Source organism: Klenkia terrae (assembly GCF_900491935.1).
Taxonomy (GTDB): Bacteria; Actinomycetota; Actinomycetes; order Mycobacteriales; family Geodermatophilaceae; genus Klenkia; species Klenkia terrae.
This window is the reverse complement of sequence record NZ_UEXK01000004.1, coordinates 2,893,715-2,913,571: the sequence shown is the minus strand read 5'-3', so window position 1 is coordinate 2,913,571 and position 19,857 is coordinate 2,893,715. Positions and strand designations below refer to the sequence as shown.

At 76.4% G+C, this 19,857-nt stretch carries 23 protein-coding genes, 1 pseudogene and 1 riboswitch; of the genes and pseudogenes, 12 read left to right on the top strand and 12 right to left on the bottom strand.

From position 1 onward, the window contains the following. Positions 1-399 precede the first annotated feature (399 nt). From LFA75_RS14660 to def, 4 genes and pseudogenes are all read right to left on the bottom strand, one after another. A pseudogene (locus LFA75_RS14660) lies at positions 400-489 on the bottom strand (cobalt-precorrin-6A reductase); the annotation flags it as partial. Then, positions 486-1,226, bottom strand: a complete 741-nt coding sequence (gene cobM / locus LFA75_RS14655) for a precorrin-4 C(11)-methyltransferase (RefSeq protein WP_225234357.1) — start codon at positions 1,224-1,226, stop codon at positions 486-488. The gene cobM and the pseudogene LFA75_RS14660, both read right to left, overlap by 4 nt. Then, entirely contained in the window at positions 1,223-2,428 is a 1,206-nt protein-coding gene (cbiE, locus tag LFA75_RS14650; RefSeq protein WP_225234356.1) for a precorrin-6y C5,15-methyltransferase (decarboxylating) subunit CbiE, read from the bottom strand. Before cbiE ends, cobM begins: the two co-directional genes overlap by 4 nt. After that, the gene (def, locus tag LFA75_RS14645) at positions 2,425-2,982 is read right to left on the bottom strand and encodes a peptide deformylase (protein WP_225234355.1); all 558 of its coding nucleotides are present in this window, start codon (positions 2,980-2,982) and stop codon (positions 2,425-2,427) included. Before def ends, cbiE begins: the two co-directional genes overlap by 4 nt. Before the next feature lie 32 nt (positions 2,983-3,014). Between def and LFA75_RS14640 the strand changes: the two genes are divergently transcribed. Next, positions 3,015-3,953: a cobalamin biosynthesis protein gene (locus LFA75_RS14640; RefSeq protein ID WP_225234354.1), complete on the top strand. Its 939-nt coding sequence runs from the start codon at positions 3,015-3,017 to the stop codon at positions 3,951-3,953. 64 nt (positions 3,954-4,017) lie between these two features. Beyond that, complete coding sequence (locus LFA75_RS14635) at positions 4,018-6,792, top strand: putative bifunctional diguanylate cyclase/phosphodiesterase (protein ID WP_225234353.1); 2,775 nt, start codon at positions 4,018-4,020, stop codon at positions 6,790-6,792. Between the two features lie 120 nt (positions 6,793-6,912). On the opposite strand, the gene LFA75_RS14630 is transcribed toward LFA75_RS14635, so the two are convergent. Beyond that, a complete protein-coding gene (locus LFA75_RS14630) occupies positions 6,913-7,071 on the bottom strand; it encodes a hypothetical protein (RefSeq protein ID WP_225234352.1) in 159 nt (52 codons plus the stop codon). Positions 7,072-7,132: 61 nt separating this feature from the next. Here LFA75_RS14630 and yczR point away from each other — a divergent pair, with 61 nt between their 5' ends. The 5 genes from yczR (at position 7,133) to LFA75_RS14605 (ending at position 11,568) form a co-directional block, all read left to right on the top strand. Beyond that, positions 7,133-8,590, top strand: a complete 1,458-nt coding sequence (gene yczR / locus LFA75_RS14625) for a MocR-like transcription factor YczR (RefSeq protein WP_225234351.1) — start codon at positions 7,133-7,135, stop codon at positions 8,588-8,590. 80 nt (positions 8,591-8,670) lie between these two features. Continuing rightward, positions 8,671-9,315 carry a lysophospholipid acyltransferase family protein gene (locus LFA75_RS14620; RefSeq protein ID WP_225234350.1) on the top strand — a complete coding sequence of 215 codons (645 nt, stop codon included), beginning with the start codon at positions 8,671-8,673 and terminating at the stop codon, positions 9,313-9,315. Beyond that, the gene (locus LFA75_RS14615; protein ID WP_225234349.1) at positions 9,312-10,811 is read left to right on the top strand and encodes a cobyric acid synthase; all 1,500 of its coding nucleotides are present in this window, start codon (positions 9,312-9,314) and stop codon (positions 10,809-10,811) included. Before LFA75_RS14620 ends, LFA75_RS14615 begins: the two co-directional genes overlap by 4 nt. Next, positions 10,808-11,152, top strand: a complete 345-nt coding sequence (locus LFA75_RS14610; protein ID WP_225234348.1) for a hypothetical protein — start codon at positions 10,808-10,810, stop codon at positions 11,150-11,152. Before LFA75_RS14615 ends, LFA75_RS14610 begins: the two co-directional genes overlap by 4 nt. Next, the gene (locus LFA75_RS14605) at positions 11,149-11,568 is read left to right on the top strand and encodes a DUF1810 domain-containing protein (protein ID WP_225234347.1); all 420 of its coding nucleotides are present in this window, start codon (positions 11,149-11,151) and stop codon (positions 11,566-11,568) included. The genes LFA75_RS14610 and LFA75_RS14605 overlap by 4 nt, the downstream gene beginning before the upstream one ends. 92 nt (positions 11,569-11,660) lie before the next feature. Here the strand turns inward: LFA75_RS14605 and LFA75_RS14600 are convergent, their stop codons facing one another. Beyond that, positions 11,661-12,044: an acyl-CoA thioesterase gene (locus tag LFA75_RS14600; protein ID WP_225234346.1), complete on the bottom strand. Its 384-nt coding sequence runs from the start codon at positions 12,042-12,044 to the stop codon at positions 11,661-11,663. Between the two features lie 77 nt (positions 12,045-12,121). Here LFA75_RS14600 and LFA75_RS14595 point away from each other — a divergent pair, with 77 nt between their 5' ends. Then, positions 12,122-12,712: an MSMEG_1061 family FMN-dependent PPOX-type flavoprotein gene (locus tag LFA75_RS14595; protein WP_225234345.1), complete on the top strand. Its 591-nt coding sequence runs from the start codon at positions 12,122-12,124 to the stop codon at positions 12,710-12,712. 44 nt (positions 12,713-12,756) lie between these two features. On the opposite strand, the gene LFA75_RS14590 is transcribed toward LFA75_RS14595, so the two are convergent. After that, positions 12,757-13,266: a class I SAM-dependent methyltransferase gene (locus LFA75_RS14590; RefSeq protein WP_225234344.1), complete on the bottom strand. Its 510-nt coding sequence runs from the start codon at positions 13,264-13,266 to the stop codon at positions 12,757-12,759. 66 nt (positions 13,267-13,332) lie between these two features. Here LFA75_RS14590 and LFA75_RS14585 point away from each other — a divergent pair, with 66 nt between their 5' ends. Beyond that, positions 13,333-13,758, top strand: coding sequence for a VOC family protein (locus tag LFA75_RS14585; protein ID WP_225234343.1), 426 nt, complete (start codon positions 13,333-13,335; stop codon positions 13,756-13,758). Between the two features lie 6 nt (positions 13,759-13,764). Here LFA75_RS14585 and LFA75_RS14580 read toward each other — a convergent pair whose 3' ends face one another. Further along, positions 13,765-13,974, bottom strand: coding sequence for a hypothetical protein (locus LFA75_RS14580; RefSeq protein WP_225234342.1), 210 nt, complete (start codon positions 13,972-13,974; stop codon positions 13,765-13,767). Positions 13,975-14,161: 187 nt separating this feature from the next. On the opposite strand from LFA75_RS14580, the gene LFA75_RS14575 reads away from it, so the two are divergent. Beyond that, entirely contained in the window at positions 14,162-14,728 is a 567-nt protein-coding gene (locus LFA75_RS14575) for a type II toxin-antitoxin system PemK/MazF family toxin (RefSeq protein ID WP_225234341.1), read from the top strand. A gap of 28 nt (positions 14,729-14,756) precedes the next feature. Here the strand turns inward: LFA75_RS14575 and LFA75_RS14570 are convergent, their stop codons facing one another. Next, positions 14,757-15,836, bottom strand: a complete 1,080-nt coding sequence (locus tag LFA75_RS14570) for an AbrB family transcriptional regulator (RefSeq protein ID WP_225234340.1) — start codon at positions 15,834-15,836, stop codon at positions 14,757-14,759. 18 nt (positions 15,837-15,854) lie between these two features. Between LFA75_RS14570 and LFA75_RS14565 the strand changes: the two genes are divergently transcribed. Beyond that, the gene (locus tag LFA75_RS14565; RefSeq protein WP_225234339.1) at positions 15,855-16,406 is read left to right on the top strand and encodes a DUF1990 family protein; all 552 of its coding nucleotides are present in this window, start codon (positions 15,855-15,857) and stop codon (positions 16,404-16,406) included. Here the strand turns inward: LFA75_RS14565 and LFA75_RS14560 are convergent. From LFA75_RS14560 to LFA75_RS14550, 3 genes are read right to left on the bottom strand one after another with little or no spacing between them, the layout of a single operon-like run. After that, a complete protein-coding gene (locus LFA75_RS14560; RefSeq protein ID WP_225234338.1) occupies positions 16,393-16,686 on the bottom strand; it encodes a transcriptional regulator in 294 nt (97 codons plus the stop codon). The genes LFA75_RS14565 and LFA75_RS14560 overlap by 14 nt on opposite strands. Next, entirely contained in the window at positions 16,683-17,114 is a 432-nt protein-coding gene (locus tag LFA75_RS14555) for a hypothetical protein (RefSeq protein WP_225234337.1), read from the bottom strand. The genes LFA75_RS14560 and LFA75_RS14555 overlap by 4 nt, the downstream gene beginning before the upstream one ends. Beyond that, entirely contained in the window at positions 17,111-17,575 is a 465-nt protein-coding gene (locus LFA75_RS14550) for a hypothetical protein (RefSeq protein WP_225234336.1), read from the bottom strand. The genes LFA75_RS14555 and LFA75_RS14550 overlap by 4 nt, the downstream gene beginning before the upstream one ends. A gap of 28 nt (positions 17,576-17,603) precedes the next feature. Next, positions 17,604-17,741: riboswitch (cobalamin riboswitch) on the top strand. Positions 17,742-17,779: 38 nt separating this feature from the next. Between LFA75_RS14550 and LFA75_RS14545 the strand changes: the two genes are divergently transcribed. Continuing rightward, a complete protein-coding gene (locus tag LFA75_RS14545; protein WP_225234335.1) occupies positions 17,780-19,852 on the top strand; it encodes a putative cobaltochelatase in 2,073 nt (690 codons plus the stop codon). The last annotated feature ends 5 nt before the right edge of the window (positions 19,853-19,857 follow it).

Below are 19,857 nucleotides of genomic sequence, written 5' to 3'. Positions count from 1 at the left end.
GGTGGGGGGCTTGGTGGCTGAGTGCGCACACTCTCCCGGACCGCGGCGTTCTGGTCGGTGGCGGTGCTGCTGGTCCTGGTGCTCGCGGCCTCCGGCGTCCCGTCCCCGCTGTACCGCGTCTACGCCGAGGAGTTCGGGTTCGGCACCGGCACCTTGACGCTGGTCTTCGCCGTCTACGCGTTCGCCCTGCTGGCGGCGCTGCTCACNCCGCGGGCGGGCCCGGGTGGCGGCGCGGCGGGCCGGGGCTTGCGGGGTGTTGCGGGGGGCGAGGGGGGGGGGGGCGCCGGCGGGGGGGGCGGGGGCGTGCCGGCCCACCCGGGCGCTGGGCCGGGCCCCCCCGCCGAACCCGCCGGTCCGCACCCCGCCCACCGGCAGCACCGGGTCGGTCAGCCGGCCGGCCAGCGAGGAGACGACCTCGACCCCGGCGCCCACCAGCGCGGCCGCGAGCTCCCGCGCCTCCCCGGTCCCCCCGAGGACCAGGACCGTCATCGCGCCCGGGTCGTGGAGTACAGGTGGCTGTCGGGGAACTCCCCGGCGGTGAGGACCGGGCCGACGACGACGACCGCCGTCCGGACGACGCCCGCCGCGGCGACCTGGTCGGCGATGTCGGCCAGCGTGCCGCGCAGCACCAGCTCGTCGTCCCGGGAGGCGCGGGCGACCACGGCGACCGGGCCGTCGTCGCCGTAGTGCTCGGCCAGCTGCGGGGCGAGCTCGGCGATCCGCTGGACCGCCAGGTGCAGCACCAGCGTGGCGCCGGTCGCGGCGTAGGCGGCCAGCTCCTCCCCCGGCGGCATGGCGGTGGACCGCGCCGACGTCCGGGTGAGGACGACGGTCTGCCCCACCCCGGGCACGGTGAGCTCGCGCTTGAGCGTGGCCGCGGCGGCGGCGAACGCCGGCACCCCGGGGACGACGTCGTAGGGCACCCCGGCGGTGTCGAGGCGGCGCATCTGCTCGGCCATCGCGCTGTAGACCGACGGGTCGCCGGAGTGCAGCCGGGCGACGTCCACGCCGGCGGTGTGCGCGGCGACCAGCTCGGCGGTGATGGCGTCCAGGTCGAGGTTCGCGGTGTCCACCAACCGCGCGCCGGGCTGCGTGGTGGCCAGCAGCTCGACCGGCACCAGCGCGCCGGCGTAGAGCACGACGGGGCAGGAGGCGATGAGCCGGGCGGCGCGCAGCGTGACCAGGTCGGCCGCGCCTGGGCCCGCGCCGATGAAGTGCACGGTCATCGGGTGCCGCTCCAGATCGTCACGGGCATGGCCGGCTTCCAGCCGGTGAAGCCGCCGACCGGCGCGGCGCGCTGCACGGCCAGCCGGACCAGCGAGCCGCCGTACCGGGCGTGCCAGTCGGCGAGGACGGCCTCGCTCTCCAGCGTCACCGCGTTCACCACCAGCCGACCGCCCGGGGGCAGGGCGTCCCAGCAGGCGTCCAGCAGCAGCGGGGTGGTCGCGCCGCCGCCGACGAAGACGGCGTCGGGCTGCGGCAGCCGGCCGAAGACGTCGGGCGCCCGGCCGTGAACCACCCGCAGGTAGGGCACGCCCAGCCGGCCGGCGTTGCGGGCGATCCGCTCGGCGCGCTCCTCGACGGCCTCGACCGCGACCGCCCGGCAGGTGGGGTGCGCCCGCATCCACTCGATGCCGATCGACCCCGACCCGGCCCCGATGTCCCACAGCAGCTGCCCGGGCACCGCGGCCAGCCGGGACAGGGTGACCGCGCGGACCTCGTTCTTGGTCAGCTGCCCGTCGTGCTCGTAGGCGTCGTCGGGCAGCCCTGGGGTGGTGGGCAGCGGGGCGGTGCCGCTGAGCGCCCGGCACTCGACCGCGGTGACCACCAGCGGCTCGGCACGGGCGTTCCAGTAGGCCGCCGTCCCGGTGGTCACCGACTCCTCGGGCCCGCCGAGGGCGGCCAGCACGGTGACCTGCGAGTCGCCGTAGCCCCGCTCGGTGAGCAGCGCGGCGACGGCGGCCGGGGTGCCGCCGTCGGAGCCCAGCACGAGCAGCCGGCGACCGGGCTGGACGTGCGGGTGCAGCAGCTCCAGCGGCCGGCCGACCAGCGAGACCACCTCGGTGTCCTCGACCGCCCAGCCCAGCCGGGCGCAGGCCAGCGACACCGAGGACGGCGCGGGCAGCACCCGGACGGCGGCGGCGCCCAGCTCGCGGACCAGCGTCGTCCCGACGCCCGACAGCATGGGGTCCCCCGAGGCGAGGACGACGACGGCGCGGTCGGCCAGCTCGGCGAACAGGCCGGGGATCGCCGGCAGCATCGGCGAGGGCCACTCGCGGCGCTCGGCCGACCCCGGCACCAGGGCGAGCTGGCGGGCGCTGCCGACCAGCACGTCGGCCGCCTCCACGGCGGCCCGGGACAGCGGGGACAGCCCGTCCCACCCGTCGGCCCCGATGCCGACCACGACGACGGGACGGTCGACCGTCACGCGGGCAGGTCGCCCTGCGGGCCGGCGGCCTCGGCCAGCAGCTTCTCGCGCAGCTCGGCGTCCAGCCGGTCGACGTAGACGGTGCCGTCGAGGTGGTCGACCTCGTGCTGCAGGCAGCGGGCGGCCATGCCGGTGGCCTCGATCGAGGTGGGGTCGCCGTGCACGTCGACGCCGTCGACCCGGGCGCGGAAGGCCCGGTCGAGCTCGGCGTAGGGGCCGGGCACCGAGAGGCAGCCCTCCTCGGTGCGCTCGACCTCGGGCTCGCCCTCGACCGGCTCCAGCACGGTGAGCACCGGGTTGACCACGTAGCCGACCACGTCGTTCCCGAGGGCGTCCGGGCAGTCGATGACGAACACCCGGGCGTCCACGCCGATCTGGTTGGCCGCCAGGCCCACGCCGTCGGCCTCCTGCATGGAGGCGAACATGTCCAGCACCAGGTGCCGCAGCTCGCGGTCGAAGCTGGTCACGTCGGCGCAGCGCCGGTGCAGGACGGGGTTGCTGCCGTAGGTGACGATCGGCCGGGCGACGCCGTCGTAACGGCCGGGCAAGCGCATGGGGGCCGATCGTAGTTGGCACCATCTCCCGGGTGGACCTCCCGACCGCCGCCGGCCTCGCCCTGGGCTCGCTGGCCGACCTGGCGCTGGGCGACCCGCGGCGCGGCCACCCGGTGGCCGGCTTCGGCCGGGCCGCCGGTGCGCTGGAGCGGGCGGTCTGGCAGGACTCCCGGACGGCGGGTGCCGGGTACTGGCTGGCCTGCGTCGTCCCGGTGACCGCGCTGGGCCTGGCCGCCGACCGGGTCACCCGGGACCGGCCGGTCGCCCGCGCGCTGGTCACCGCGGCCGGCACCTGGGCGGTGCTGGGCGGCACGTCGCTGGGCCGGGCCGGGTCCACGATGGCCGACCTGCTCGACGACCTGCCCGCGGCCCGCGCGCACCTGCCCACCCTGGCCGGCCGGGACCCCTCGTCGCTGGGCGAGCCGGAGCTCGTGCGGGCCACGGTGGAGTCGGTCGCGGAGAACACCTCCGACGCCGCGGTCGCCCCGCTGGTGTGGGGCGCCGTCGCCGGGCTGCCCGGCCTGCTGGCCTACCGCGCGGTGAACACCCTGGACGCCATGGTCGGGTACCGGTCGGCCCGGTACGCCCGCTTCGGCTGGGCCTCGGCCCGTGCCGACGACGTCGCCAACTGGCTGCCGGCCCGGCTCACCGCCGCGCTCACCGTCGTCGTCGCGCCGCTGGCGGGCGGGGCGCCGTCCGGGGCGCTGGCGACCTGGCGGCGGGCCGGCGCCGCCCACCCCAGCCCCAACTCCGGGCGCTGCGAGGCCGCGGCGGCCGGGGCGCTGGGCATCCGGCTGGGCGGCACCAACGTCTACGGCTCCCGGGTCGAGCACCGGCCGACGATGGGCGCCGGCGCTCCGCCGGTGCGGGCCGACGTCCGGCGGGCGGTCGCGCTGTCCCGCGCCGTGTGGACGGCGTCGGCCGCGCTCGCCGTCGCCGTCCGGCTGGCCCGCCGGGGCGCCACCGCCTGACCCGACCGGGGGATTGCGAGGCCCCTGGGCTCCGGAGGCGGGCGCCGCGGCCGATGGATGACCCATGGCTCGCCGTCCCTCCCCCGGCCCCACCGGCCGGGGTGTCCCGCTGTCCGTCTACGTCACCGCGCTGGTCCTGGTGCCCCTGCTCGGGGTGCTGGCGCTCACCGGTGCGCTGGTCCGGTCGGCCGTCGACCGCTCGGGCTCCGCGGCCGAGGCGGCCCGCTCGGTCGCCGCCGTGGCCGTGCTGGAGCGGGTGCGCGTGGCCGTCGAGCAGGAGGTCGTGCCGGTCCTCACCGTCGCCGCCCTGGACAGCCCGGAGCTCGTCGCCCAGCTCGGCCTGCCGGCGATGTTCGTGGAGACGGCCCGCACGCAGGCCGCGACCGGCCTGGAGGCCGCCCGCACCGCCACCGACGCCGCGGTGGCCGAGGTCCCCGCCGACTCCTCCGCCGCGCCGGCCGCCGAGGCGGCCGCGACCGCGCTGGCGCCGTTGCGCGGGGACGGCACGGGCGAGCTGAGCTTCGCCGACGTGGTGGCCACCTACGACGGTTACCTGCAGGTCTCCGACGACCTCGCGCAGGCCCAGCGGCGGGCCGGCGAGGGCGCCCGGGACGAGGACATCTCGGCCACGACGCGCGCCGCGGTGGCCGACGTCGCGCTGCTGTCCCGCACGGCGCAGGCCGCGGGCCGGGAGATCCCGTTGTTCCTCAGCTCGCTGACCGAGGTCGACCAGGCGGTCGGCGCGGAGGACTGGCTCAGCGCCCGGGCCGAGTACCGGGCGGCCGCGGCTGCCCTCGCCGGGCTCACCGCACCCGAGCTCCAGCAGGCCTGGGCGGACGCCTCGGCCACCGGGCCGGTCCCCGCGGTCGACGCCGTGCTCGACGCGCAGGCGGTGCCCGGTGCCCAGCCGATGGGCATCCTCGCGGTGCAGGGTCTGGTGACCCAGAGCAACTCCCGCAGCGCCCAGCTCGCCGACCTCATCGACACCGCCGTCTCCCGGGCCGAGGCCGCCGCGGTGGCCGACCAGGCCGCCGCCCGCTCCACCACGACCACCACGACCGTCGTCTGCGGCGCGCTCGTGCTGCTCACCGCCGCCGCCGTCGCCCTCGTGTGGCGCTCGCTGTCCCGCTCGCTCCGGCGCCTGGCCGGCCGGGCCCAGGACGTCAGCGAGGGCACCCTGGTCGACGTCGAGGTCGGCGGCCCGCGGGAGGTGCGCACGGTCTCCAGCGCGCTGCGCGCCGCGGTCGCCAGCCTGCGCCGGATCCAGGACCAGGCCGGCGCGGTCGCCCGCGGCGACCTGGACCACGCACTGCTCGACGAGCCCCTCCCCGGCCCGCTGGGCGAGGTCGTGCACGCCTCCGTGCAGCAGATCGTCAGCGCCGTCCGGGCACGCCAGGAGCTGCAGTCCGCGCTGACCCACCAGGCCGAGCACGACGCGCTCACCGAGCTGCCCAACCGCGCCCAGGCGCTGCGGCTGGCCTCGGCCGCGCTGCACCGCGCCCAGCGGTCGGGGGCGATGATCGGGCTGCTGTTCGTGGACCTCGACGGGTTCAAGGCGGTCAACGACGGCTTCGGGCACGCCGCCGGCGACGAGGTGCTCCGGCAGACCGCGCACCGCCTGCACGACGCCGTCCGGTCCGGGGACGTGGTCTGCCGGCTGGGCGGCGACGAGTTCGTCGTCCTGGTCGAGCCCGCGGAGTCCGAGGACGACCTGGTCGAGCTGGCCAACCGGCTGGTCGAGACGGTCAGCGCGCCGATCGTGGTGGGCGCCAGCACGGTGTCCGTCGGGGCCAGCGTCGGGATCGCCACCAGCCGGGACGGCGGCACCGACGCCGACGCCCTGCTCGCCCAGGCCGACGCCGCGGTCTACCGGGCCAAGGCCGCCGGCCGCGGGCGGGCCGAGCTGTTCGACGAGGCCCTGCGCGCCCAGCTGGTCGAGCGCAGCGAGCTGCAGGCCGCCATCGCGGCGGGCCTGGCCGGCGGGGAGATGCGGCTGGTCTACCAGCCCGTGCACGACGTCCGGTCCGGAGCCGTCATCGGCTACGAGGCGCTGATCCGCTGGGACCGCCCCGGCCACGGCACCGTGCCGCCGGACCTGTTCATCGGGGCTGCCGAGGCCTCCCGGCTGATCTGCGACCTGGACCGGTGGGTGCTCGCCGAGGCCACGTCGCAGCTGGCCGCCTGGCGCGACGCCCCCGGGCCCGCCCGGCCCGGGGAGCCGACCGTCGCGGTCAACATCTCCGGCCGGCACCTGGTCGACTCCCGGGTCGTCGCCGACGTGGCCGCGGCGCTGGCCGCCTCCGGGCTGCCCGCCGAGCTGCTGGTCCTGGAGGTCACCGAGACCGTGCTCGTCGACGACCCGACCGCCTACGAGCACCTGGCCACCCTGCGGGCGACCGGCGTGGGCATCGCGATCGACGACTTCGGCACCGGGTACACCTCGATCGGCCAGCTGCGCAGCATGCCGGTCGACACGCTCAAGATCGACCGCAGCTTCATCGCCAGCGACGAGCCGTCGCACCGCACCCTGGTCGGGATGATGATCCACGCGGCGCACGCCTTCGGGCTCACCGTCGTGGCCGAGGGCGTCGAGGAGCCGTGCCAGCTGGAGGCGCTGCGGGCCGACTCGTGCGACCAGGTGCAGGGCTACCTGATGTCCCGCCCGGTGCCGCCCGAGGAGGCCGCCGGCGCCGCCGACGACGGGGTGCAGCGCGCCCGCCCGCAGCACCCCGTCGTCGGCGGCGCCGGCGGCCTCCTCGGGCGGCACCNCCTGGAGCGCTGGGGTCTGCAGGACGAGGCGGTCGACGCCCCCGAGATCAACCCCACGGTCGCCTCCTAGCAGCCACCCCCACCCCCCAGCGTTGATCAGGGGGGTGCCGGGAACTCCGTCCTCCTGCCGCAGATCTGGTGCAGGAGGACGGAGTTGCGCGCACCCCCCTGATCCACGCTGCCCCCGGGGTCAGCGGGCCGGGGTCGGCCAGGTGCCGGGCGCGACCGGGTGGCTGCGCGGCGGCTCCGCGGGACCCCGGCCGCCGCGGCCGGCGACCACGAGGGTGGCCACCGCCAGGGCACCGCAGGCGAGCAGGAACAGCAGCAGGAGAACTCCACCGGTCGTCATGCAGCAACCTTCGCGCAGGGTGGACTGGTGCCGAGCGGTCCACCAGGGCATGGTGGCCTGCATGCCAGTCAGCCTCGAGCAGTCCACCCCGGTCCACGAGCTGGCCAGGTTGCTGACCGGGCCGGCCCGGCACGACGGCCCCCGGTACGCCGCGCTGGCCGCCCGGGTGCAGGAGCTGCTGGGCACCGGCGCCCTCCCGGTGGGCACCCGGCTGCCCGCCGAGCGCGAGCTGGCCGAGGCGCTCGGGGTGAGCCGGGTGACCGTCGCCAGCGCCTACCGCACGTTGCGCGAGGAGGGCTACGCCCGGACCCGGCACGGGTCGGGCACGGTCACCGAGCTGCCCCGGACGCCGGCCGCCGCCTGGCCGCTCCCCCTGGACGGCGAGGACGCGGTCAACCTGGCGCACGCCGCACCGCCGGCCTCCCCCCACCTGCTGCCGGCCTACACCCGCGCGCTGGAGCTGCTGCCCGGCGTGCTCGCCACCTCCGGCTACCACCCCGACGGCCTGCCGGCCCTGCGCCAGGCGGTCGCCGACCGGTTCACCGCCCGCGGGCTGCCCACCGACCCGGAGCAGGTGCTGGTCACCGCCGGGGTCATGGACGCCGTCGGCCTGGTCACCTCCGCCCTGCTCAACCCCGGCGACCGGGTGCTGATCGAGCACCCCACCTACCCCAGCGCGGTGCGGATGCTGACCTCGCTAGGCGCGCTGCCGGTGCCCGTCCCGGTGGACGCCGACGACCCCGACGCCCTGGTCGCCGCGGCCGACGTCGCGGCCCGGCAGAGCGCACCGCGGATGGCCTACCTGATGCCCGACCACTCCAACCCGACCGGCGCCTCGCTGTCCGCGGCCGGGCGGCGCCGGCTGGCCGCGACCCTGTGGCAGCAGGGCACGATCGCGCTGGTCGACGAGGTCGCCGCCGACCTCGAGCTCGACCACCCCGACCGCACCCCGCCGCCCCCGTACGCCGCCGGCGTGCCGGACTCGGCCACGGTCACCGTCGGCGGGTTGTCCAAGTCGGTCTGGGGCGGGCTCCGGGTCGGCTGGGTGCGCACCGACGCAGCGCTGACCGCCCGGCTGGCCGACGTCTACGCCCAGCGCCAGCTGTCCGTCGGCGTCCTCGACCAGCTCGCCGCCAGCTTCCTGGTCGCCGACCTGGACCGGGTGCTGGTCGACCGGCGGGCCGAGCTGCGGGCCAACCGCGACCTGCTCCGCGAGCTGCTGGCCGAGCACCTGCCCGACTGGACCGTCTCGGCCAGCACCGGCGGGCTGTCGCTGTGGTGCCGGCTGCCCGAGGGGCTGAGCTCCGCGGCGCTGACCCGGGCGGCGCTGGCCGAGGGCGTCCGGGTCGCCGAGGGCCGGGCGTTCGGCACCGGGGCGGCGTTCGACGACCACCTGCGGCTGCCGATCGTGCGGCCGGGCGCCGAGCTGCGGGAGGCGGTCCCGGTGCTGGCCCGGGTCGCCCGGGCGGTGCACGGCCGGGCCGACCGCGGTCCGTCGTCCTCGGTCCGCGCGGTGTGAGCCGGGTCCCTCGTCGGGTCTCGACGGCCTCGGGGGATGATGCCCGGGTCGCCGAGCTCGAGAGGGAGGGATCTGTCCGGGTGTTCTACCTCCTGGCCCGTTTCGTGCTGCGCCCGCTGTTCATCCTGACCTGCCGGCCCACGGTGGTGGGGAAGGACCGGGTGCCCCTGACCGGGCCGGTGCTGCTGGCCAGCAACCACCTGTCGTTCATCGACTCCATCGCCATCCCGCTGATGGCCCCGCGCAAGGTCGGCTACCTGGCCAAGGCCGAGTACTTCACCGGCACCGGCATCAAGGGCTGGTTGACCAAGACCGTGTTCACTGCGCTGGGCGCCCGGCCGGTCGAGCGGCAGTCCCAGCGCGCGGCGCAGGCCGGGCTGGACACGGTGCTGGCCGCCCTCAACGCCGGCGAGGCGTTCGGCATCTACCCCGAGGGCACCCGCTCCCGCGACGGCAAGCTGGCCCGCGGCAAGACCGGGGTGGCCTGGCTCGCGCTGACCGCCGACTGCCCCGTCGTCCCCGTCGCCGTGCACGGCACCGACCGGGTGCAGCCCGTCGACGCCGCCTGGCCCCGGCCGGCCAAGGTGACCATCACGTTCGGCGAGCCGCTGACCTTTCCGGAGCAGCGCGGCCTGGCCGGGAGGGGACCGGCCCGGCGGGTGGTCACCGACCGGATCATGGAGGCCATCCACGCGCTGTCCGGTCAGGAGAAGACCGGCTGGTGAGCGGCGCGCTGCTGGTGGCCGGGACGACGTCGGACGCCGGCAAGTCCGTGGTGACCGCGGGGATCTGCCGCTGGCTGGTCCGGCAGGGCGTCTCCGTGGCGCCGTTCAAGGCGCAGAACATGAGCAACAACTCCGGGGTCACCGCCGACGGCGCGGAGATCGGCCGGGCGCAGGTCTTCCAGGCCGCCGCCGCCCGGGTCGAGCCCGAGGCTGCGATGAACCCGGTGCTGCTCAAGCCCGGCGGGGAGAACTCCAGCCAGGTCGTCGTGCTCGGCAAGGCGGTCACCGACGTCACCGCGATGAGCTACCGGAGGCTCAAGGCGCAGCTGTTCGAGCAGGTGCTCGCCAGCCTGGCGGACCTGCGGTCGCGCTTCGACGTGGTGGTCTGCGAGGGCGCCGGCTCCCCCACCGAGATCAACCTGCGGGACACCGACATCGCCAACATGGGCCTGGCGACCGCGGCCGGCCTGCCCGTGGTGGTGGTCGGCGACATCGACCGGGGCGGGCTGTTCCCCGCGCTGTACGGCACCGTCGCGCTGATGCCGCCGGCCGACCAGGCGCTGGTGGCCGGGTTCCTGGTGAACAAGTTCCGCGGGGACACCCGGCTGCTCGCCCCCGGCCTGGACACCCTGCAGCAGCTCACCGGGCGGCCCACCCTGGGCGTCCTGCCCTGGCTGCCCGGGCTGTGGCTGGACGTCGAGGACTCCCTGGACCTGGACGGCGACCGCGGCCCGGCCCTGCCCCCGGTCGGCGAGGACGTGCTGCGGGTGTCGGTGGTGCGGCTGCCCCGGCTGTCCAACTTCACCGACCTGGACGCCCTCGCCGCCGAGCCCGGCGTCCTGGTCCGGTACGCGACGAACCCCGCCGAGCTGGCCGACGCCGACCTGGTGGTGCTGCCCGGCACCCGGTCGACCGTGTCCGACCTGGCCTGGCTGCGCGAGCGCGGCCTGGACGCCGCCCTGGCCCGGCGGGCCGCCGAGGGCCGACCGGTGCTGGGCATCTGCGGCGGCCACCAGATGCTGGCCCGCACGATCACCGACGACGTCGAGTCCCGGTCCGGCACGGTCGCCGGGCTCGGCCTGCTGCCCACCGACGTCGTGTTCGCCCGGGAGAAGACCCTCGGCCGGCCGGCCGGGAGCTGGCGCGGGCACCCGGTGACCGCCTACGAGATCCACCACGGCGTGGTCACCGCCGACGCCGGCGAGCCGTTCCTGGACGGCGTCCGGGTCGGGGCGGTCTCCGGCACCACCTGGCACGGCGCGCTGGAGAACGACGACTTCCGCCGGGCCTTCCTCGCCGAGGTCGCGACCACCACCGGGCGCCGGTTCACCGCCGCGGCCGACACCGACTTCGCCGCCGTCCGGGAGGCGCGGCTGGACGCCCTCGGCGACCTGGTCGAGTCCCACGCGGACACCGACGCGCTGTGGCGGCTGATCGAGGGCGGCGCGCCGGCCGGGTTGCCGATGCTGCCGCCGGGGGCAGGCTGGACGACGTGACCTCCCGCCGGTCCCTCACCCTCCCCGTCGTGCTCGCGCTGGTGCTGGTGCTGGCCCTGGCCGCGTTCGCGACCTCCTCCTTCGCCGACGGCCGGCCGCTCACCGGGGTCCTGCTCGTGGTGGCCGCGCTCGCCGCGGCCTACGCCGCCGTGCTCGAGGTCCGTCGGCGCGACGCCGCGGAGATCTCGCAGGGGGCCCTGGCCGACTGGCCCCCGGAGCGCGTGCACGCCACGGTCAGCCGCATCGACGGCGACGTACCGAGGGTCCGGGCGGTGCGCCGGGCCGACCCCCGGCTGACCCTGGGCGACGCGGTGACGCTGGTCCGGTCGGTGGCACCGTGAGCGACCTGCAGCGCTTCGTGGACGCCCAGGACCCGGTCTGGGACGACGTCCTGGCCGAGCTGCGCGCCGGGCGCAAGCGCACGCACTGGATGTGGTTCGTGTTCCCGCAGCTGGCCGGGCTGGGCCGTTCGTCGACCGCGCAGCACTACGCCGTGGCCGACCTGGACGAGGCCCGCTCCTACCTGGCCCACCCGGTGCTCGGCCCGCGGCTGCGGGAGGCCTGCGACGTGCTGCTGGGGCTGACCGGGACGACGGCGTCGGCCGTGCTCGGCTCACCCGACGACGTCAAGCTCCGCTCCTCGATGACCCTCTTCGGCGCCGCCGAGCCCGACGAGCCGCGGTTCCCCGCCGTCCTCGAGCACTGGTACGACGGCCCGGACGACGCGACGCTCCGCCTGCTGCGCCCGCGGGGGTGAGCCGCGCCGCGGTGGGGTGAGCCGCCGCCGACCGCGGCCTCCCCCACCGCACGGCGGCCCACCCCGGGCTGCTGGCCGCCACGCACGCGCGGTCAGGCGACGGCGGCGCGCACCCGGTCCGGCCACGGGACGGCGACCCCGTCCGTCGTCGCCACGTAGGTCGACCGGACGACGCAGCACAGCCGGTCGCCGACCCGGACCTCGAACCGCAGCGTCAGGCTGGTCCGCCCCAGCTTCTCCAGGTCGCACACCACGTCGACCACGTCGCCCCAGACCGCCGACGACGACCACTCCAGGACCGCGGCCTTCACCAACGGCTGGACGCCGGCCACGCCGTCGGGGTCCCAGGTGAGGCCGACCGACGGCCACCACGCGTTGGATGCCTCGTCGGCCCAGACCAGGTAGTTGGCGTTGAACACGACCCGCTGGTCGTCGCACTCGCTGTACCGGACCGGCGCGCTCCAGGTGACTGCCACGGGGGCAGACGGTAGGCGAGTGACGACGCGCACCCGGAGCACTCGTCACCCGTCCCCGGACGTGGTCTCCTGGGCAGATGACCGGTGTCGTCGACTGCTACCCGACCGCGTCCCCGCGAGCCGTCGCGAAGGTGATCGACCACGTCGACCACCACTGCGCCCGGTTCGTCGAGCTGTCGCCCTTCGCCACCCTGGCCACCGTCGACCCCGACGGCTTCCCCGACGTCTCGCCCCGCGGCGGCGGCCCGGGCTTCGTCCGGGTGGTCGACCGGCACACGCTGGCGCTGCCCGACCGGCAGGGCAACAACCGGGTGGACAGCCTGCGCAACCTGACGGCCAACCCTCGGGCGGCGCTGATGTTCTTCGTGCCCGGCATCGAGGAGACGCTGCGGGTCTACGGCCGCTGCCGCCTGGTCGCGCCGGAGGACGTCGCCCTGGACCTCACCGAGTTCGGCAAGCAGCCGCTGTCGGTGATGGTGATGGACGTGGAGCGGGCCTACTTCCACTGCGCCAAGGCGGTCATGCGCTCCAAGCTGTGGGACCCGGGCGTCCAGGTGCACCGCTCGGTCTTCCCGCCGATGGGCAAGGTCTGGCGCGAGCACACCGCCGGGGTCTCCCCCGACCAGGCCGACAGCGAGATGCGCGCGGAGCTCGCCCAGGAGCTCTAGCGGAGTCGCAGCGCATCGTTCCCCGAGCGCTGCGACTCCATCAGCTAGTCCGTGCGGCGCTCGTAGACCCCGACGACCTCGCCGCGGAAGAAGTCGGTGATCCCGGGGAACGCGGCCAGCACCTTGTCGTGGTCCCAGTCGTCGACCACGTGCACCTCGTGGTGGTTGTGCTCCAGCTCGCCCTGCGGGTAGTGCACGATCGGGATCGACATGTAGACCGCGCGCCCGGCCGCCTGCCCGGCCCGGTCCCAGAGGTCCTGCGCCTCCTCGACCGTCATGTGCTCGGCCACGTCGCCCAGCACGACGACGTCGGCGGCGGGCAGCTCGGTGGTGCGGGCATCGCCCAGCAGCACCTCGTCGTAGAGGTCGCGCAGGCCGTAGGTCTCCACGTAGGGCTCGAACACCTCGAGGGCGGTGAGCCGCAGCGGGCGGGCGTCGGCCAGCAGCTTCGCGTAGGTGCCGGCGCCGGCCCCGACGTCCAGCAGCGACGCGGGCGCCAGGTCGGTGATCTTCTTGCGGGTCCAGTCCTTGCCCTCGGGCGAGCTGATCGGCACCGAGGGACGCTAACCCGGCCCGCCGCGACCCGCAGAACCGTCGGACCCCTGCCCTAGCGTGCCGCCATGGCACACACCTTCCAGGTCACCGTCGACTCCGCCGCCCCGCACGACCTCGCCGACTGGTGGGCCGAGGCCCTGGGCTGGGAGCGCGAGCCCAGCGACGAGGCCTTCATCCGGCGGATGGTCAACGCCGGCCACGCCGCGGAGTCCGACACCACCCACCACCGCGGGGCGCTGGTCTGGGCCGTCGGCGCGGCGATCGTGCACCCCGAGGGCACCGCGCCCCGGATGCTCTTCCAGCGGGTGCCCGAGCCCAAGACGGTGAAGAACCGGGTGCACCTCGACGTGCGGGTGGGCCGCGAGCAGATCGAGGCCGAGGTGGCCCGGCTGGTGGGGCTGGGCGCCCGCGAGCTGCACCGGGGCAGCCAGGGCCCGTCGACCTGGGTGACGCTCGCCGACCCGGAGGGCAACGAGCTCTGCATCAGCTGAGGCCGGTCACTCCCGCTCGAACTCGCGGGCGACCAGCCGGGCGGCGACGGCCTGCTCGTTGCGGGCCCGGGTGCGCTGGCGCTTGCGCACGTGCTCGGGTATGCGGTCGCGGGCGTCCTCGACCAGCTGGTAGGAGGCCAGGGCACTGGCGCGCACGCGCGAGGTGCCGTACAGGCCTGGTGCGGCCACCGGGCGGACGGGCTCTGCAGTGGTCACGTGGTACCTCCCCCGTACGGACGCCGCGAGCGCCCGAGTCCCCATTCCATGACCAGATCGACCGAATCGCAACCGTGGAATTCGACGATTCGCCCCATCGGATGACAGGGATCACGCTGGTCCCACGGCGGTCGGCGTGTCGGGCCGGCGCGCCGGGTCAGGATCGCACCCCCTACCGTCGTCCTCCATGGCTACCGGCTGGAAGTCCCTGCTGTCCCGGGTGGTGTCGACCGTCGTCCGGGAGGCCACCCGGCCCACGACGTCGGCTCCCCGACGTCCCCGGGCCGAGCCGGCACCGACCGCGCGGCGCAACCCGCTCCCCCCGGCCGGCGCCCCGCGGCAGAACCCGGGCGCCGGCGACTTCGCCGGCCGCGGCGAGATCTCCTACGCCCCCCGCGAGGACGGCCGGCCCGACCCCGGCGAGATCGTCTGGGCATGGGTGCCCTTCGAGGAGGGCGACGGCCGCGGCAAGGACCGGCCCGTGCTGGTCGTCGGCCGGTCGGGCACCGACCTGCTCGGGCTGATGCTCACCAGCAAGGACCACGACCGGGACGCCGCCGACGAGGCCCGGCTCGGTCGGGTGTGGGTGGACATCGGCACCGGGGCGTGGGACCGCCAGGGCCGGCCCAGCGAGGTGCGGGTGGACCGGGTGCTGCGGGTCGACCCGGCCGACGTCCGCCGCGAGGGCGCCGTGCTGGACCGTCGCCGGTTCGACCAGGTCGCCACCGAGGCCCGGCGCGTCCTGGGCTGGTGAGTGCTGGGCTGGTGAGTGCGGCCCGCGCTCAACCCCCGCGGCGGAGCCAGCGGGAGACCAGCGGTGCGGTCAGCAGCATGACGAACAACCGGAGCACCTGGACGGCGAGCACCACGGTCGCGTCGGCCCCGCTGTCGGTGGCCGTGGCCAGCACGGCGTAGAGGCCGCCCGGCGTGGTGGCCAGGTAGGCGGTGAGCGGGCTGACGTCGGCGGTCGCGGACAGGACGAGCCCCAGCCCGGCGCAGGCCAGCACCAGGCCCACGATCAGCGCCAGCGCCAGCGGCAGGGCCCGGCCGACCACCACCAGGCTCTCCCGGGTGAACGACAGGCCGACCTGCAGGCCGATCACCAAGAACGCGGCGCTCTCCAGCAGGGCGGGCACCGCGGCGTCCCGGGACAGCCCGGTCAGGTCGAGGGTGGCGGCGACCAGCATCGGCCCCAGCAGCGCGGGCACCGGGATGCGGCTGAGCCGGCCCAGCGGGATGCCGACGACCACGCTCACCACGGTGAACAGCAGGCCCGCCCACGCCCCGGGACCGGCGTCGGCCGGCGTCCCGGCGTCGGTGCCCGCGGCGCCGTAGACGACGGCGGCGACCACGGGCATCGTGACGACGATCAGCAGCACCCGCAGGTACTGCAGGACGGCGACCATCCGGGCGTCGGCGCCGAGCTCCCGGGCCATCACGGTGATCCCGGAGGCCCCGCCGGCGATCATCGAGAACGCCCCGGTGACCCGGCTGACCCCCGCGCGCAGGGCCATGAGCCGGCCGGCGACCAGGCTGAGCAGCAGGGTCCCGACGGTCACCCCGACCACCGGCAGCCAGTCCCGGGCCACCGCCTGCAGCGTGGACAGCGAGACCAGCGCCCCGATCGAGACGCCGACGACGGCCTGCGCGCCGGTCATGCCGTGCCGGGGCAGCACCAGCTTCCGGCGGACCAGCAGCGCCCGGCCGAGCCCGGTGGCCAGCCCGGCGAAGAGCGTCGCCGAGGGCACGCCGAGCAGGGTGAGCAGCCCCGACAGGGCCGCCGCGACCGCCAGCACACCCAGCCAGTCCAGGAGCAGCCGCCGGTTCATCACCGCCCACTGAAGCACCAGGACCCAGGTCACCGCGGGCAGGATGGCGGCGTGGACCCTGCCGCCCCGGACCTCGGGTACCCGTTCCCGGGGGCGACCCGCCCGGCCGACGCCCGGTGGGACCCCGACGCCCCCGGTTCCCGGGTGCACGAGGAGACCGTGCTGGTGGGTCGGGGGGACGACGCCTGGACCGCGGCGGGTGCGCTGATGCGGTGGGCGGTCAAGCCCCGCAGCGGCTTCGCCGTCCACCCGCCCGGCCCGGTCACCACCGGTGCGGACCTGGTGCTCGTCGCCGCGGTCGGGCCCCTGCGCGTGCGCGAGCCGATCCGGGTGGTGGCCGTCGTGGACACCCCCGACCGCAGGGGCTTCGCCTACGGCACCCGCCCGGGGCACCCCGTCTCCGGCGAGGAGGCCTTCGTCGTGCACCGGGACGCCGAGGGTGCGGTCTGGCTGACCCTGCGGTCCCTGACCCGCCCCGGGACGGGGATCTGGCGACCGCTGTTCCCGCTGCTGCTGGTGGCCCAGCGGGTCTACCGACGTCGGTACCGCCGGGCCCTGGTCCACCCGACCCGAGGGCCGGTGGACCGGATCAGCCGCCGGTGATCCGGCGGAGCTCGGCGACGTGCGCGGTGAAGGCCGACCGGCCGGCCGGCGACAGCGACAGCGAGGTGCGCTGCCGGGAGGCCACCGTGGCCTTGCGGACCCGCACGTAGCCGGCGTCCTCGAGCTGCTTGACGTGCTTGGACAGCACCGAGTCGCTCACCCCGACGGCGTCGCGGACGGCGGCGAAGTCCATCGAGTCCACCGCGGCGAGCAGCCCGCAGACCTGCAGCCGCGGCGGGGCGTGCACCACTTGGTCGAAGCGGGGCTCGACGGTGGTCACACCCCCTCCCGCAGCTCGCGCTGCCAGGCCCGGGTCCACCGGGCGGACAGGACGGCGACCGCGATCCCCAGCACCGCGCCGGCCACCACGAACAGCCACGGTCGCTCGTCGCCGAGCGCGAACGCCGGCACGAGCACCACGAGGACGAACGCCGCCCAGCCGGCCAGCACCCGGGGCGGGGTGTGCACCCACACCCCGGTGGAGCGCCGGTAGACCCCGACGAGCAGCCCGATCCCCAGGCCGAACACCAGCACGGCCGGCGCGGTGACCCACGGGGAGTCCAGCGCGTTCGAGGAGACGAAGGCGAACAGCAGCAGCCCGATCGCCGGACCGAACCAGCGCGGGGGCGCCACCCGGTCGGCCAGCGCGGCCCGGTCGCGGTCGAGCGCGGCGAGGTCGGCGGCGGCGCGGTCCCGGTCGGCGCTCATCGCTCGCCCCGCAGCTCGCGCTGGGAGACCGTCGTCCAGCGGCGGCTGAGCAGCGCGGCCGCGACACCCAGGACGACGCCGGTCACCACCATCGCGTACCGGACGCCGAACCCGACCTCGAGCGCCGGCCCGACGACGAGCAGGACCAGGCACGCGGCGCCCCAGGCCGCGATGACCGGCTTGGTGGACGGTCCGCCGTTGAAGCCGTTCACCCACAGCCCGGTGTGCCGCCGGTAGCCGGCGGCCAGCAGGGCGATCCCGCCGAGGAAGACCGGCACCGCGACCAGGGTGAGCCACGGGAAGGCGAAGGAGTAGGTCGCGAAGAAGCCCCCGACCAGCACCCCCAGCGCCGGGTCGTACCACCCCGGTTGCCGCAGCCGGTCGGCCAGCGCCGCCCGGTCGGTCTGCAGGGCAGCCAGGTCGGCCACCGCCCGGTCCCGCACCGCATCGTCTCTTTCCATGTCGGAAAGTCTGCCGGACGACTTTCCGAATCGTCAAGTCATCGGGCGTGGTCTCATTGGCGGCGAACTGCGACGGCAGTGCAGGAAGCCGGTGCGACTCCGGCGCGGTCCCGCCACTGTCAGCCCCCCGGGGTGAGCCAGGAACTGCGGCCGTCGCCACCTGCCACCTCCGGGCGCGGACACCCGGGGAGAGGATGCGCACCCGTGGTCTACCCGTTCAGCGCGGTCGTCGGCATGGACGACATGCGCCTGGCCCTGCTCCTCAACGCCGTCTCCCCCGCCGTCGGCGGCGTGCTGGTGCGCGGTGAGAAGGGCACGGCCAAGTCGACGGCGGTCCGTGCGCTGGCCGCCGTCCTGCCGCCGGTCGACGTCGTCCCCGGGTGCCGGTTCGGCTGCGACCCCGCGGCGCCCGACCCGGCCTGCCCGGACGGTCCGCACGAGCCCGGCGCCGGTGCGCAGACCCGCCCGGCCCGGCTCGTCGAGCTGCCGGTCGGTGCCTCGGAGGACCGGCTGGTCGGCTCGCTGGACATCGAGCGCGCGCTGACCGAGGGCGTGAAGAGCTTCGAGCCCGGCCTGCTGGCGGCCGCGCACCGCGGCGTGCTCTACGTCGACGAGGTCAACCTGCTGCACGACCACCTGGTCGACCTGCTGCTGGACGCCGCCGCGCTGGGCCGGGCCTACGTCGAGCGCGAGGGCGTCTCGGTGCAGCACGCCGCCCGGTTCCTGCTGGTCGGCACCATGAACCCCGAGGAGGGCGAGCTCCGCCCCCAGCTGCTGGACCGGTTCGGGCTCACCGTCGAGGTCGCCGCCCCGCGCGAGCCGGGCCTGCGCGCCGAGGTCGTGCGCCGCCGGTTCGCCGCCGACGCCGACCCGGCCGGGTTCGAGGCGCGCTGGGCCGGCGAGGAGACGGCGCTGGCCGACCGGATCGCCGCCGCCCGCGCCCTGCTGCCGCAGGTGGTGCTGGGCGACGCCGCGCTGTCCCAGGTCACCGCGGTCTGCGCCGCCTTCGGCGTCGACGGCCTGCGCGCCGACATCGTCACCGCCCGGGCCGCGATCGCGCACGCCGCCTGGTCGGGCCGCACCGACGTGACCGAGGACGACGTCCGGGTCGCCGCCCGCCTGGCCCTGCCGCACCGCCGCCGCCGCAACCCCTTCGACGCCCCCGGCCTGGACGAGGACACCCTCGAGCAGGCCCTGGACGACGCCCGCCCCGACGACCCCGAGCCCGACCCGGACGACACGGCCCCCGAGGGCGACGGCGGCCCGGACGGCGGCTCCCCGGACGGCGGCTCCCCGGACGGCGGCTCCCCGGATCCGGGCCAGGGCCCCGACCAGCCCTCCTCCGAGGCAGGCGAGGGAGCCCCTACCGAAGGGTCCGCGGCCCAGGGTTCGGGAGGGGATCCCTCGCCCCCGACCGACGACGCCCCCCACGCGGAGGCCGCACCGGCGCCCGAGCGGGCCGCCGTGGCGCCCGACGAGGCGTTCCGCGCCCGCCGGCTCGAGGTCCCCGGCATCGGGGACGGCGTCGCCGGACGACGGTCCCGGGCCCGCAGCGAGCGCGGCCGGGTGGTCGGCTCCCGCCGTCCCGAGGGCAGCGTGACCCGGCTGCACCTGGTGGACACCGTGCTCGCCGCCGCCCCGCACCAGCTGGCCCGCGGTCGCTCCGGTCCCGGGCTGCGGCTGGCCCGGGAGGACCTGCGGCAGGCCGACCTGGAGGGCCGCGAGGGCAACCTGGTGCTCTTCGTCGTCGACGCCTCGGGATCGATGGGCTCGCGCACCCGGATGGCCGCGGTGAAGGGCGCCGTCCTCTCGCTGCTGACCGACGCCTACCAGCGCCGGGACAAGGTCGGGCTGGTCACCTTCCGCGGCTCCGACGCCGTCCTCGCGCTGCCGCCGACCTGGTCGGTGGAGGCCGCGGCCGCGCGGCTGACCGACCTGCCCACCGGCGGCCGGTCCCCGATCGCCGCCGGGCTGCTGCGGGCGCACGAGACGCTGCGGGTGGAGCGGGTGCGCGACCCGCGCCGCCGTCCGCTGCTGGTCGTGGTCACCGACGGCCGGGCCACCGGCGAGCGCGGCACCGACCACCTCGCACAGGCGCACCGCGCCGCCGGGCTGCTGCAGGCCGCCGGCACCGCGAGCGTCGTCGTGGACTGCGAGTCCGGGTTCGTGAAGCTCGGCCTCGCGCACACCCTGGGCGTCCACCTGGGCGCGCAGACGCTGTGCCTGGAGGAACTGGGCGCGCAGGAACTCGTCTCGACCGTGAAGGCGGCTGCCTGACATGC

Excerpts from the sequence above, each read along its gene's own strand:
- cobM (WP_225234357.1), bottom strand. The coding sequence starts at position 1,226 with ATGACCGTGCACTTCATCGGCGCGGGCCCAGGCGCGGCCGACCTGGTC.
- def (WP_225234355.1), bottom strand. The coding sequence starts at position 2,982 with ATGCGCTTGCCCGGCCGTTACGACGGCGTCGCCCGGCCGATCGTCACC.
- LFA75_RS14630 (WP_225234352.1), bottom strand. The coding sequence starts at position 7,071 with ATGACGACCGGTGGAGTTCTCCTGCTGCTGTTCCTGCTCGCCTGCGGT.
- yczR (WP_225234351.1), top strand. The coding sequence starts at position 7,133 with ATGCCAGTCAGCCTCGAGCAGTCCACCCCGGTCCACGAGCTGGCCAGG.
- LFA75_RS14595 (WP_225234345.1), top strand. The coding sequence starts at position 12,122 with ATGACCGGTGTCGTCGACTGCTACCCGACCGCGTCCCCGCGAGCCGTC.
- LFA75_RS14585 (WP_225234343.1), top strand. The coding sequence starts at position 13,333 with ATGGCACACACCTTCCAGGTCACCGTCGACTCCGCCGCCCCGCACGAC.
- LFA75_RS14575 (WP_225234341.1), top strand. The coding sequence starts at position 14,162 with ATGGCTACCGGCTGGAAGTCCCTGCTGTCCCGGGTGGTGTCGACCGTC.
- LFA75_RS14555 (WP_225234337.1), bottom strand. The coding sequence starts at position 17,114 with ATGAGCGCCGACCGGGACCGCGCCGCCGCCGACCTCGCCGCGCTCGAC.
- LFA75_RS14550 (WP_225234336.1), bottom strand. The coding sequence starts at position 17,575 with ATGGAAAGAGACGATGCGGTGCGGGACCGGGCGGTGGCCGACCTGGCT.